Origin of the sequence: Ruegeria sp. HKCCD7296 (assembly GCF_013110775.1) — a bacterium.
Classification (GTDB): domain Bacteria; phylum Pseudomonadota; class Alphaproteobacteria; order Rhodobacterales; family Rhodobacteraceae; genus Ruegeria.
In genome coordinates, this window is record NZ_WVRF01000007.1 from 16,003 (window position 1) to 29,051 (window position 13,049).

Genomic DNA, 13,049 nt, shown 5'->3' on the forward strand with positions numbered 1-13,049 from the left:
ACCTTGAAGAGTTCTAATTTATGGCACTGCATGACCACCCCATGTGGCGAAAGCCCCAACATCACCGGGACCTTGACCACGCACATGATCATGTCCACTGGGCCGAGCTGTTCTATGACCTGATCCATGTCGTGACGATCTTTCTGCTGGGCAATTACCTTTCGCATCATCTCGATCTGCATGGGTTTCTTGTGTTCGCCGGGGTGTTCATCACGCTCTGGTACGCGTGGGGCGAACTCAGCATATTCAACTCGATCTACGTCAGTACGGATTTTTGGCATCGCCTGATCATGTCCGTAATGATCTGTACCGTGATGTTTATGGCAGCGGCGATCCCGGCTATTGACGGAAAGGGTTGGGTTTTCTTCGCGTTAGGATTTGCCGCGAACAGGGCCATGATCGCGGCGCTGTACTATCGAGCCCGGCGGGCCAATTCTTCAGGCGAGTCGATGTCGACGGCCCAGATCCGCAATTTCTCGGTCTTTGCGGTAATCTTTGCCATCGCGGCTTTTTTGCCCACTCCGCTTGCCTATTGGGTATTCGCGGCAGCTATGGTGGCCACGCAGGCAATGTACATGATCCCCGGTGTCACCGTCCTGCGTTTTGAGCGGTTCGTTCCCCGCCTTGGCCACATGGCCGAACGGTTTGCTCTGCTGACACTGATCGTTTTGGGCGAAGGGTTCTTCAAACTGGTCGTCACCCTGTCCGAGAAAGGCATCTACAAAGTTTCGCCCGACGTGCTGGTCAATTTTGTCATCGGTGGTGTGTCGATGTTCGTCATGTGCTGGATCTATTTCGACTTTGTCGGCAATGCCAAACCAAAGGACAAAAAGGTGTCGACATTGGTCATCTGGTGGCTTGCGCATCTGATCTTGATGCTTTGCGGCGTCATGGTCGGCGTCGCTCTTGCTGCCGAGGTCAAAGTCGGATTTTGGGAACCATATCCAACCGAATATGCCGCCATTGGCTGTTTCGGTCTTGCTGGTTATATCGCAATGCTTTGGGTGCTTCAGAGCGTCACAGAACACCGTTTGGCATCGGATTTCGGCCGTTGGGATGTACGGGTGTTTGGGATTGTTCTGGCTATTGCCTGTTTCTATGTCGTCCCACATGTCCCCTCATTGGTTGGCAATCTTATTTGGGGGACCGCTTTGCTATCGCAAATCGCAATCCCCTTGACGCGCGCCTGGACGAAGTTTCGACATGAGTGAGGCTGTGACAAGTTCGGGCTTTCTAAGGCAGAAAGTGTATTGGTGGCTCGAGCGCCCGGACCGGGCGGCCACCGGTCCCTGGTTGCTTGAAATAGCTCTAATTGCCCTAATCACGCTGAACGTGGCCGCCGTTATCCTGGAAACGGTCGACTCCATATATTTCCGTTGGGGCCTGGCGCTGAACCTCTTTGAGGGTCTTTCTCTGTTTGTTTTCGTGGTCGAATACGCGGCAAGGCTGTGGGTCGCCACCGAAAATCCAAGTTACAAAACGCGCGCCGCCTGGGCCGTCTCGCCGATCGCCATCATCGATTTACTAGCGATATTACCTGCGCTGCTTTACCTGATTTTCCCGGTTGATCTGCGTCTTCTTCGGACATTTCGAATGCTTCGACTGCTCAAGCTCACGCGGTATTCGCCCGCACTCGGCATGTTGCTTGCCGTGTTCGAGGAAGAGGCCGGCGCTTTTTTTGCAGGTTTCTTCATCCTGATGGTGATGCTGATCTTTGCCGCAAGCGGCGCTTGGCTGGCAGAGCACGAGGCGCAGCCAGAAGCGTTTGGCTCCATCCCCGCGGCTATGTGGTGGGCCATGGCAACGCTGACGACCGTTGGCTATGGCGACGTGACACCTGTTACTGTGGCCGGAAAGATCTTCGGTGCTGCGATCACAGTGATTGGCATTGGAATGGCGGCATTGCCGGCAGGTATCATCGCCAGCGGGCTAAACGACCAGTTACACCGCCGACGTGCGAGCTTGGAGCTCGAATTTCGAAGAGCACTGGAAGATGGCGATATCTGCGAGGCTGATGAGAAGGAAATTGACGCCGTTCGCAAGCAATTGGGTCTGTCGCGCCGCGCTGCAGATCATATCCGAAACCGCGTGCACACCGAAGCAATATCACAGTTCGATCACTGTCCCACATGCGGTCAGCCAACGGGGCAAAATACAAAGCCCTAAACGTTCACTTGCGTTCTGCACTCGTCCGCTTTCCGGCCCCCAACAAGCTGTCTACCGTGACCGAGATTTGCTTGGAAACCCAAGCCATCTATTCGGACGTTTCGAAGGTGCGTTACACCGATTCAACACGTGAGTCGAAGAAATGCCGACAAGTTAAAGACATTTGACCCTCTTGTTAGCGGCCTTGAAACGCACGGTTACGTCGGGCTCGAAGCGGTCGTTCGGCAGAATTCAATGAATGCCTGCTAAGCGGACAAAGCTACCGTTCGAAATCTAGTCATTTCCAAAAGACAGGGAAATTGAGGCAAGGTGACATAGTCCACCTTGCCTTAAGCTGAGTTATTCAGGGATTGTCGCGCCGGGAACAGCCTCATACGCATTGGACGCCACGACTTGGGCCTCCCCAGCCGCGGTGCCGGGCAAGATCTCGAACAATGGGTCAAAGTCAACCATGGTTGAGGCAAGTTGTGAGAGAACGTTGGCATCGCCTTCAATCTTAGCAGTGCCATCTGCAATCTGCTGCTCCAGCTCTACCGCACCCATCATCGTCATTTCGAGGTCTGAGCGATTGATCACAAGCGTCAGGTCCGGATCATTCGCTTGATACCCCTCGATGTTGGTCAGGGTGGCATTTTCCAGTTCGATGATGAACTTCTCTCCATTGTCCGGTGTGACCAAGTTGATGGTGAACCGCATGCCTTCGGCTTTGCGGCTGTCCATCTTGATGCCGAGGTAGTTCAGGAACAGCTCGGTGGACATTGCGCGGATTACGTCGGGGCTGGTCGAGCTAAGCACCGGCGCATCTGAGATGCCGGAGCGTAATTCATAAGCACCCGACAAGAAGCTATTCCGCAATCCGGGATTTTCTTGTTGGTAGCCAAGCTGTTCATAGCAATCTGCCAAGAGATCACGAGCTAGCTGATTATCGTTTTCAGCCAGGAAAAGCCTGTTCAGGATTTCGACGGCCATCTTGTACTCGCCCGCACCAAAAAGTTCCTGCCCTTTGGCCATGATCTTGTCCGATCCGCCCATCATCTCGACATAGAGCGGCGCTGAGTCTTCCGGAGACGGCGGGATAAGTGTCGCGGGATTGGCATCCCAAAACCCGAGGTACCGCTGGATTACCCCTCGGCTGTTGTGCTCGGGCGAGCCGTGATAGCCGCGGCAATGCCATTCGTTCTGCAAGCTTTTGGGCATCTCGTAGACGTTCTGGATCTGGTTGATCGTTACGCCCTGATTGGCAAAGTGCAGCACCTGATTATTGAAATGCGCGTACATATCGCGCTGCGCCCGCATGATCTCTTGAATGCGGTCGTTGCCCCAACGAGGCCAATGGTGCGATTGGAACATCACCTCTGCTTCTTCGCCAAATAGGTGCAACGCACGCGAGATGTACTTAGACCAGCGCAGCGGATCACGCACCGGCGCGCCGCGTAGGGTGTAAATGTTGTGCAATGTGCCGGTAATATTCTCGGCCATCCAGAGGGCCTTCATATCAGGAATGTACGTATTCATATTAGAAGGCGCTTCAGTGCCCGGTGTGTTTTGGAAGACCATTCGCACGCCATCGACGTCGATGTATTCGATGTCTTCTTCGATTATCTTTGTCGGCGCGATCAGCCCAAGAGCGCCCAGCGAAACGCGATGCCCTAGACCCTGACCGGCAAAGCCAAACGGGTTAATAGGAAGCTGTTGTCCATACTGGTAGGACAAGCGGCGGTTCATCGCGTTACCAGCGTAGACGTTTTCAGAAATTGTGAACTGCATGAAGTCGCGTGGCGCGATAATTTCTACCTTGCCCGCGCGTACGTCGGCTTCGTCAACTATCCCGCGGACGCCCCCCCAGTGATCTCCATGTGAATGCGAATAGATAACGGCTGTGACTGGAAGGCCATCACCGACATGTTCTTGAAAAAGGTTCCACGCTGCGCGAGCGGGCTCAGTCGTGAGAAGCGGATCGATGACAATCCATCCGTTGTCACCACGTACGAAGGAAACATCGGATAAATCCAATCCGCGCACCTGATATATACCTGGTACCACCTCATAGAGGCCATAGTTCTGATTGAGCCGTGAGACACGTTGCAAAGAAGGGTGAATGCTGGGCCAGTCCTTGTCCTCGTCGAAAAAGCGGAAGCTTGCCATGTCCCAAGCAATGTTGCCCGCATCCGCCATTATCTCGTCTTCGGGCATTGCCGCAATAAAACCACGAGCCTGCTCGTCGAAATCGCGGGTATCTGAGAACGGCAGCGCCTCCCGCGCTTCGGCGAGGATTTTCAAAGTGTGCTCGGATGGTGCTTTGCCTTTTGGATGAAAGTGCCCTTCGGCAGGTGTGGCGCTCTGAGCTTGCGCGGAACCTTCCTCTGAAAGGAACGTTGGCGCGACGGCAAAAGCGGCTCCCATCGCCGGAACGGTTTTCATGAAATCACGTCGGGTCGTCATAAGTAATCCCCTCCCAATTACTTTTGGATTGGAGAAGATTGAGGTACAAATAGTTTCGGCGCCTTGATCCATGACAATCAAATTTGAATTTTAGAATGACTGCTCAGGACTCGAAGCGATCGTTCGTTGCTACTTGTTTGTATGAATGATTTGCGGACAAGTGCAGACCTTCAGTTTTCTTAACCTGATTATCACAGTTAAGGCATGACGCACGTTGCGCTCAACCAAAGAGATCATTGACCGATAGGCCATTCGAACCTCAATATGATCACGCGCTGGCCCCGCGGCGAACACCATTGAAAACATGGGCGGAGCATCGGCCAAAGAACGACTGGGAGGGGCGCATGACTGCCAATGTGGAGACCCTTTTCACCGAAAGCGACGGGCTTTCCATCGCCTATCAAGTTTGGGGCGATGGGCCACGCAATCTTGTTTTGGTCCCCGGAATGATTTCGCACCTGGAAGCGTCCATGGAAAACCCGGGCTATCTGCAGTGGATGACTGCTCTCAGCTCGGTGGGAAGATTGGTTACTTTCGACAAGCGCGGCAACGGCATGTCAGACCGCATTCAGGGGACACCAACCCTTGAAGAGCGCGTCATGGATATAGAGGCTGTGATGGATGTCACTGAAATGACCTCAGCCACGGTCATTGCTTTCTCCGAGGGGGCCTCCCTTGCCTGTGTCTATGCCGCGATGCGCCCCGAGCGCGTCGAACGTCTGGCTTTGTGTGGTGGGTACGCTCAAGGCCGTCTAACTCGCGGTTACCTGACCCCCGAAAGCCTTGAAATCGCGTTGAAACAGTTCCGTGAGAATTGGGGGAAGCTCTATAAACCTCACCCATTCTCGGCTTTCGGCCCAAGTGAGGACGATGCTGAAGCTCACGAAGCATGGGCGCATTTCCAAAGGATGAGCGCGACCCCTATTACAGTCGCCAACCTGTTCGAATTGGCGGCCCGGATCGATATCCGGGAATTGCTGCCTTCTATTTCACAACCCACTTTGGTCATACATCGCGAATTTGAAGAACCCAACGGGGCTGATTGCGCCCAAGATTTTCTGCGTTTGATGCCATCCACTAAATACAAAACCATACCCGGCCACGAGCATGTGCCATGGGAAGGCGACGTGGACAGCTATTCGGCCGCAATCGTCGAGTTTGTCACCGGCGAAGCACCGGCGACGATCCAACCCAAGCGCACCCTTGCTACCGTTCTATTCTCAGATCTGGTCGCGTCCACTTCGCAACAAGCACGCATCGGTGATGAGAGTTGGCGCAACTTGATGAACCGCCACGATGACATTTGCGCAAACCAGATCTCTCGACACGGTGGTCATCTGGTGAAATTCACTGGCGACGGCGTGCTGGCGACGTTCAGTTCTCCTACAAACGCGCTGGCCTGCGCTGGTTCTGTGAAAGAAGCATTGTCTGCAATCGACCTTAACGCACGCTTCGGCGCTCACACTGGTGAGATTGAAATTCGCGGTGAGGATATCAGCGGCCTTGGCGTGGTCATAGCAGCGCGGGTGATGGGCCAAGCCAAGGAAGGACAGGTTCTGGCATCCGATCTCACGCGGCAACTGATGCTTGGTGCGCCGTTCGAGTTTCAAGACTGCGGTGAGCACGAGTTGAAGGGCGTTCCAAATACTTGGCGACTGCACGCGGTCAGTCCTGCGAACTAGACAACGCGGAACACTGGCCTTGCCTACTGTTCTTTACCACGGGATCCGATTGTGGGCTTTGCGCTCGAAGCGGTCCTTCGCCAAGTCGCAACGGATGTCCACTTTGCGGACCTTTTTGTCATTGGCGTGTGGGGGGCCAAGGGCGGCGACCAGCCCAAAACGGAGGTTGAACAGTTGTCTATTTGCCAGCAGTTTTAGGATAAAGTCGGCATCTGAATCATGCCTCAGTTTTTTGGCAAGTACCGATCCAAAAGAGCGTCGACCAACCCTTTCTGAAGTTGGTAACCAGTAGCTCCGTCCACACGTAAAATGTCTTCAAGAATGACAAGTTGTTCCATGCCCGTCGTCATGGACAATCGCTTTGCTAGGTCGTCAATTTCCTTCGGCTCCATCAATGGGTGAACTGGCGCAAGTGCTTCCGAAAAAGCCGCTAATCTTCTGGCCCCACGCATTTTGACCGTTCCATCCTCAAGAGATGCCTTGAGTGATTCCGCCAGAAACTGCCGGAAGTGCGCCTCATTAACCCGAGAAAATTCCAGATAGTAGCGCGCGACCACATGTACACGGCTCCTAACGTCATCCAGCCCCTCAAGAAGTTCCGACGTGGGAGTGACGTCAAGATCCAGCGTCGCATCCAAAGCCAAGACACTTGGGTCAGAAAAGTAGCGATAGACCGTCGCACGACTGGTTTTGGCGCGTTCAGCGACTTTTGCTAGCGTGACCTCCTTGCCTTCCGACATCAGGTCACGTGCAGCCGAAAGAAGTACTTCTCGCGTTCGGTTGATTTGATTTGTACGAGGCGCCAATTCCAAACCCTTTATAATACACTTGTCTCATAAGTGGATATGTGTATCATAAGGGCAGTTTGTTTCAAGTAAAGGGAGTCGCAATAATGACTGAATCTCGCCCGCGAATTTATCATCTACTTGGGAACCTTTTGACCTTTCATGCCTTTCCCAGTGAGACTGGAGATCGTTGCACAATTGTTGAGATAAAGACGGCACCGGGTGCCGGTGCACCGCCCAATCATCATGCTGGTGAAGATGAGAGTTTCTATGTGCTCGATGGTGAATTCGAGTTCTTTTTGAATGGTGAGACAGTCAACGTCAAATGTGGTGACTTCGTTAAGGTTCCGGACGGCGCAGTGCACGCCTTTACATGCACCGGAGAGCGGCCTGGCCGGTTACTTTGTATAAATGCCCCCGGCGCGATGCATGACACTTTCTTTACTGAAGCCGGTGAAGCAATGACTGACGGCACGACCGATATTCCGGCGCCAGATGCACCACCAGACATTCCGGCGATCATGTCCGTGGCAGGTCGAGTGGGAATGACGATCCTGGCGCCTGCGGACGTTCCTAGCTAACTAGTCTGCTTAAAGTGCGCCAGCCTACGAACCGGAGGCTTTGAACTAAAGATTCTACGGTACACCATATCTGCTACTACTAGCTCAATACGAAGGCGACATTCACGAATAGACTTTGCATTTCGGATAGCGGACATTCGCTGCGCTTCCGGAGAGTGTTATTTGCCTGAACCAAAGCAGTCGAATAGGTGTAGGCGATCTAATGCTTGGGTTTGTCCGCCACCAAAGGTGGGTCGTGTTTGTTTTGTCCCGAGAACGATCATCTCAGCATTCTTTCCGAAACGTCCTCGAGAAGAGTACGCAAATCGAACTCTCCTCCTTTGTCCGCAAGTCCTTTGTCATGCAGAATGAACGACAGCCCGTGCACGAAACTCCATAGCAAAAAACCGCGGCGGCGAACTTCGTCTGTGATTCCCGGTTCGCCGAGACACTTTGCAACCTCAGCTAGCAGAATCGCAAAGCTTTGCTGGCCGCCTTCCTCCAGCCGGGGATCCGCGATGCGGTCTGTGAAGCCGCCAAATTTCAGCCTGAAGATTCCGGGCTCATTTAAAGCGAAGGCAATATACTCCATCCCGATGGCGGTAATGCGGTCGGGAGATCCTTCAGGAACGCCTTCCAGTGCGGCAAGCATTTTGTCTCGGTGCCGATCCATTCCCTCAAGGACAGTGGCAACCAGCATTTCTGTCTTGTCTTTGAAGTGCTTGTACGGTGCCGCAGTCGAGACGCCCGCGCGTCTGCACGCCTCAGATACGGAAAAACTGTCAGGTCCTTTCTCTTCAACCAACTGTCGGGTTGCTTCGATCAGCGCAGCACGGAGATCGCCGTGATGGTAAGCCTTCTTGCTCATTGAATGACCGGTCGCCTGGATGGTTGTTGAGTGATTTTTTTCTGTGCTGCTCATGATCCAAGATGTGCCAGATCACGTACCCCTTGTCAAAGTAAGAACTTCTAACATATGTTAGAGACGCTAACTTGATGAGGTCCCCAAATGCCGAATCCTGCAAATTCATCTGCTGAATTGGTCAAACCGAACCTACTTGCGCGTATGTTGCGCAGCACTATGCGTCTGGGAGTGACCGTCGGTTTTATAGCCATTGCAGCGGCCGCCGTTTACTTCGGCGCGTCCGAACTCACTCGCAGGGCAGATGCTGTTCCCTCACCGGAAGCGGCCGCAGTGACCCCGGTTTCCGCAACGCTGATCACGTCGGAGAGCGCTTACACGGTCGGACGTGTATTCATCGGGCAAGTCGAGCCTCAACGTTCAGCGGATATCTCTTTCGAATTGAATGGCACGCTTGACCAAATCCTGGCGGATGAGGGAGACGAGGTCGCTAAGGGCCAGCTTCTCGCAACATTGGACGTCGCTCTGTTGGAGGTCGAACGCGACCGTCTCACAGCGTCACGTGATGCCATTGCAGCCCAGCTTGCATTTGCCAAGAAAACGGTCGAGCGAAACGCTAAACTCATCGAGCAAGGCTTTACCAGTCAAGCCCGCCTAGATGAGGCAGTTTCCCAACAAGATGAATTGCTTTCCAGAATTGGCGAACTGGATGCGGCCTTGCGTGATGTAACCGTTCGGATCGAGAAATCCAGTATAGAGGCTCCGTTTGCCGGTCAGATAACCGCTCGAAACGTGGACGGTGGAGAAACTCTGCGCTCAGGCGAGCTGGTTCTGGGTATGGTCGAGGTCGAGTCGCCGCAGGTTCGGATCGGTGTTCCTCTCGATGTTGATCCGGCGCTGCTGACTGATGTTGAGATCGAAGTAGCAGGTCAAAGATATAGGGCTGAGCTTGCAACTTTGCGGCCCGATATTGACCCGGTGACCCGAACCCGAACCGCGCTGTTCGACCTGAAGAAAGCGCCGGACGTTGCTTTCGGACAAACCGCACGTGTGCATGTACTCGAACCTGTCCAAAGTGCGGGAACCTGGGTGTCCACAACTTCACTTAAGGAAGGAACACGCGGGCAATGGACCCTGCTCGTTGCCGACGCGCAAAAGACTGTGCGGCTAGCGGCGGTCGAAGTGCTGCATGCCGAAGACGACCGTGTCTTTGTGCGTGGCGTGTTTCCGGAAGGCACAGTCCTGATCGATCAGGGGCCGCAGCGAGTCAGCGTTGGTCAGCGCGTCGCCTTCGACACTGGCGAGTAACGGAGCGATCTGATGGAAACCCTTACCTTTCGCCACCCCCGGCTGGTTGCCCTCATCATTTTGGTGCTTGTATCTGCAGGCCTGTCTTCGTTCCTATCTCTTGGGCGACAGGAAGACCCTACGATCACCAACCTCTTCGCAACTGTAACGACACAGTTCCCGGGTGCAGATCCAGAACGGGTTGAAGCGCTGGTCACTGCAGAAATCGAAGAAGAACTGCGTAAAATCGCCGAGGTGGATGAGATCAGTTCAGTCTCCCGCTCGGGTGTGTCGGTCGTTTCGGTAGAATTGCTGGAAACGCTAGACGAAGCCACCATTGAGCAGGTTTGGGCCGAGGCTCGGGATGCCGTCGAAGATGCGCGCCAGAACTTTCCGGCAGGAGTTTTTCCGCCGGAATTCGATGCCGAGGGCATTTCTGCCTATTCTGCGGTCATTGCAGTTGCGGCCGAGGATCCAGACTTTCCGTTAACTTTGTTGTCACGTCATGCCGAAGCACTGGGCGACAGATTGCGTGCGATACCTGCCACGCGAGCAGTGGACTATTTCGGTCAGCCGAAAGAAGAGGTGCTCGTAAGTGTGGATATGGACAAGGCCGCTGCGCTTGGGCTTGGCGCTGCCGAGATTTCCCAGCGGATCGCCGAAGCAGACGGAAAGGTTCAGTCTGGGCGGTTGCAATCTGATGTCGACCTGACCATCGGCGTCAGCGGAGAAATTGAGAGTTTGGATCGCATTCGGAGCATCGTCCTGCGTGAAAACGCAGGCAGTGCCGTGGTGAAGCTCGGAGATATTGCAAGCGTAGACCGTGGCGCACGCGAACCGCAGTCCTCAATCGCGTTTGCCAACGGAAAGCCCTCCGTTTTGGTCGGGATTCTGGCGCAGGACGGCGTACAGATCGACCGTTGGACAGGCTTCCTTCGGGATGAGCTTGATGCCGGCGCCGCGTCGGTACCTTTGGGCATGCAGGAAATACTGCTATTTGATCAAAGCCGGTACACGACGGATCGTTTGTCAGAGGTTGGGGTCAACATGGCCATTGGCGTGGCTCTGGTCGTGGCAGTTTTGTTTGTTACGTTGGGGGTTCGGGCGGCCGCGATTGTGGCTTTGGTATTGCCGGTCGTCTCATTGGCAACTCTGGCGACGATGAACATGATTGGATTGCCAATCCATCAGATGTCCGTGACGGGTCTGATTGTTGCCCTCGGTCTGCTCGTTGACGCAGCTATCGTGATGACCGATGAAATCCGACGTCTTCTGCAGGATGGGATGGAGCGACTTGCAGCCGTGCGAGATGCCGTACGCCGGTTGGCCGCGCCACTGCTGGCATCGACCGTGACAACAGCGCTTGCCTTCACGCCGATGATCTTGCTGCCGGGACCCGCAGGCGACTTTGTAGGTGCCATCGCTATCGCAGTGGTACTTATGCTTGTCTGGTCCCTGGTTGTGGCGTTGACGGTTACACCGGCGATTGCTGGCTGGTTACTGTCCGATCGCTCAGACGCAGGAATGCTGAGCCGTGGTATCGTCATCCCGCCGCTTTCCCGCTTGTTTGAGGCCTCAATCCGATTGTCTGTTTCTAATCCCGTGCGATCCATCGCGTTGGCATTGGTCTTGCCTATGCTGGGCTTTGCGGCATTTCCAACGCTGACGGCGCAATTCTTCCCGGGTGTCGACCGAAACCAGTTCTATATCGAGGTCGACATGCCGGGTGGAACGTCAATTGCCACCACCGAAGCAACCGCCCGCCAGATCGATGAAATGCTGCTGGCTGACGACGGCGTCAAAAGTGTCTACTGGACCGTCGGAGAGTCCGGCCCGGCATTCTACTACAACATCGTTGGAAACCGCTCACGCGAGCCTGGGTTCGCACAAGCTATGATCACGACCGACACGGCCGACGACGCCGCCCGCCTTGTTGGAACGTTGCAGAGTCGTCTGGATACTGGCTTTCCTGACGCGCAGATCATCGTTCGCAGTCTTGTTCAGGGCCCTCCGGTCGCCGCACCGGTTGAAGTCAAAATTCAGGGCCAAGACATCACGGTATTGCGCAATCTGGGCGACGAGGTGCGTTCAGTCATGGCCAATCTCGATTTGGTGACTCAGGCACGCGCCAGTGTGAACGGCGGCACCCCTCAAGTCCGGTTCGAGATTGATGAAGTCAAAGCCCGTCTGCTGGGGCTGGACGTGGCGGATATAGCTGGCCAGCTGGACACGGCGCTGGTTGGCATTACCGGTGGATCGCTGATCGAAGGAACCGAGCAGTTACCAGTCCGCGTTCGCTTAGGTGACGAGGTGCGTTCAGATCTAAGCACGATTGTCAGTATGCCTATCCTACTGCCAAATGCAGCTGCGATATCTGCGACTGGAGCCTTCCCAGCGGTACCGCTGTCGGAATTGGCCAAGCCCGTGATTGAACCGGCAGAAAGCGTAATAACTCGAACGGATGGCGTGCGCGAAAACACCATACAGGCGTTTATCGTACCCGGTGTTTTACCCGAAGAGGCATTGCAGGACATACTAGAAGCGCTTGATGCGTCCGGGTTTGTGTTGCCGCAAGGCTATTCGATGTCCTTAGGCGGCGACAGTGATGCCCGATCCAACACCGTGGGCAATCTGCTTGCCTCTGTTGGTTTGATTGTCACACTCTCCTTCGCGACCATCGTTCTGACCTTTAACTCGTTCCGACTAACACTGGTGACCTTGGTCGTGTGCGTGTTGTCTGCAGGCCTTTCAATGCTGTCGCTGGCGGTTATGCAATTCCCGTTCGGTATAACAGCAATCATCGGGGTCATCGGCTCAATCGGGGTTTCGATCAACGCGGCGATAATCATTCTGACCGGGTTGCAACAAGACGTTGACGCAAACCAAGGCGACCGTGCGGCCATGACGCGTGTAGTGACTGGATCAAGTCGGCACATCATCTCGACAACGGTCACTACCTTCGGCGGGTTCCTACCCCTGATCATGGGTGGAGGCGCATTTTGGCCGCCATTCGCCGTTGCAATCGCCGGAGGCGTTTTGTTGTCGACTGTCGTATCCTTCTATTTCACCCCACCCGTGTTCGCGTTGGTGTATCGTGGCAAGCTCAACAAACCGCTTGAGGCAAACAACCAACATTCCCAGCCTCGAGAAGCAATTGTCGCACTTGTGGCAGAATGAGGATTGAGACTACTTCTCCTTGCGAGTTGGTATGTTTCGAAGCCGTCGTTGTTCGAAGCACGGTTCAAGTTCTGTTATGGGCCGCACA

The 13,049-nt window shown here is 54.5% G+C and carries 9 protein-coding genes; 6 read left to right on the plus strand and 3 right to left on the minus strand.

The window, feature by feature from the left end:
- Window positions 1–20: 20 nt before the first annotated feature.
- Together GS632_RS11195 and GS632_RS11200 are read left to right on the plus strand one after the other, a co-directional pair.
- The gene (locus GS632_RS11195; RefSeq protein ID WP_171177655.1) at window positions 21–1,211 is read left to right on the plus strand and encodes a low temperature requirement protein A; all 1,191 of its coding nucleotides are present in this window, start codon (window positions 21–23) and stop codon (window positions 1,209–1,211) included.
- Window positions 1,204–2,166, plus strand: a complete 963-nt coding sequence (locus GS632_RS11200) for an ion transporter (protein ID WP_171238205.1) — start codon at window positions 1,204–1,206, stop codon at window positions 2,164–2,166. The genes GS632_RS11195 and GS632_RS11200 overlap by 8 nt, the downstream gene beginning before the upstream one ends.
- Before the next feature lie 339 nt (window positions 2,167–2,505).
- Here the strand turns inward: GS632_RS11200 and GS632_RS11205 are convergent, their stop codons facing one another.
- Window positions 2,506–4,608: an alkyl/aryl-sulfatase gene (locus GS632_RS11205; RefSeq protein WP_171236774.1), complete on the minus strand. Its 2,103-nt coding sequence runs from the start codon at window positions 4,606–4,608 to the stop codon at window positions 2,506–2,508.
- Window positions 4,609–4,952: 344 nt separating this feature from the next.
- Here GS632_RS11205 and GS632_RS11210 point away from each other — a divergent pair, with 344 nt between their 5' ends.
- Window positions 4,953–6,290, plus strand: coding sequence for an adenylate/guanylate cyclase domain-containing protein (locus GS632_RS11210; RefSeq protein WP_171619703.1), 1,338 nt, complete (start codon window positions 4,953–4,955; stop codon window positions 6,288–6,290).
- Window positions 6,291–6,514: 224 nt separating this feature from the next.
- Here the strand turns inward: GS632_RS11210 and GS632_RS11215 are convergent, their stop codons facing one another.
- Window positions 6,515–7,102 (minus strand): TetR/AcrR family transcriptional regulator, encoded by a 588-nt coding sequence (locus tag GS632_RS11215; protein ID WP_371811105.1) that lies wholly within the window; start codon window positions 7,100–7,102, stop codon window positions 6,515–6,517.
- A gap of 80 nt (window positions 7,103–7,182) precedes the next feature.
- Between GS632_RS11215 and GS632_RS11220 the strand changes: the two genes are divergently transcribed.
- Window positions 7,183–7,656: a cupin domain-containing protein gene (locus GS632_RS11220; protein WP_171721864.1), complete on the plus strand. Its 474-nt coding sequence runs from the start codon at window positions 7,183–7,185 to the stop codon at window positions 7,654–7,656.
- A 259-nt stretch (window positions 7,657–7,915) separates the two neighbouring features.
- On the opposite strand, the gene GS632_RS11225 is transcribed toward GS632_RS11220, so the two are convergent.
- A complete protein-coding gene (locus tag GS632_RS11225; RefSeq protein WP_216601753.1) occupies window positions 7,916–8,557 on the minus strand; it encodes a TetR/AcrR family transcriptional regulator in 642 nt (213 codons plus the stop codon).
- An 87-nt stretch (window positions 8,558–8,644) separates the two neighbouring features.
- Here GS632_RS11225 and GS632_RS11230 point away from each other — a divergent pair, with 87 nt between their 5' ends.
- Entirely contained in the window at window positions 8,645–9,805 is a 1,161-nt protein-coding gene (locus GS632_RS11230) for an efflux RND transporter periplasmic adaptor subunit (protein WP_171721863.1), read from the plus strand.
- Between the two features lie 12 nt (window positions 9,806–9,817).
- Window positions 9,818–12,961 (plus strand): efflux RND transporter permease subunit, encoded by a 3,144-nt coding sequence (locus GS632_RS11235; RefSeq protein WP_171721862.1) that lies wholly within the window; start codon window positions 9,818–9,820, stop codon window positions 12,959–12,961.
- The last annotated feature ends 88 nt before the right edge of the window (window positions 12,962–13,049 follow it).

Excerpts from the sequence above, each read along its gene's own strand:
- GS632_RS11195 (WP_171177655.1), top strand. The coding sequence starts at position 21 with ATGGCACTGCATGACCACCCCATGTGGCGAAAGCCCCAACATCACCGG.
- GS632_RS11200 (WP_171238205.1), top strand. The coding sequence starts at position 1,204 with ATGAGTGAGGCTGTGACAAGTTCGGGCTTTCTAAGGCAGAAAGTGTAT.
- GS632_RS11205 (WP_171236774.1), bottom strand. The coding sequence starts at position 4,608 with ATGACGACCCGACGTGATTTCATGAAAACCGTTCCGGCGATGGGAGCC.
- GS632_RS11210 (WP_171619703.1), top strand. The coding sequence starts at position 4,953 with ATGACTGCCAATGTGGAGACCCTTTTCACCGAAAGCGACGGGCTTTCC.
- GS632_RS11220 (WP_171721864.1), top strand. The coding sequence starts at position 7,183 with ATGACTGAATCTCGCCCGCGAATTTATCATCTACTTGGGAACCTTTTG.
- GS632_RS11225 (WP_216601753.1), bottom strand. The coding sequence starts at position 8,557 with ATGAGCAGCACAGAAAAAAATCACTCAACAACCATCCAGGCGACCGGT.
- GS632_RS11230 (WP_171721863.1), top strand. The coding sequence starts at position 8,645 with ATGCCGAATCCTGCAAATTCATCTGCTGAATTGGTCAAACCGAACCTA.
- GS632_RS11235 (WP_171721862.1), top strand. The coding sequence starts at position 9,818 with ATGGAAACCCTTACCTTTCGCCACCCCCGGCTGGTTGCCCTCATCATT.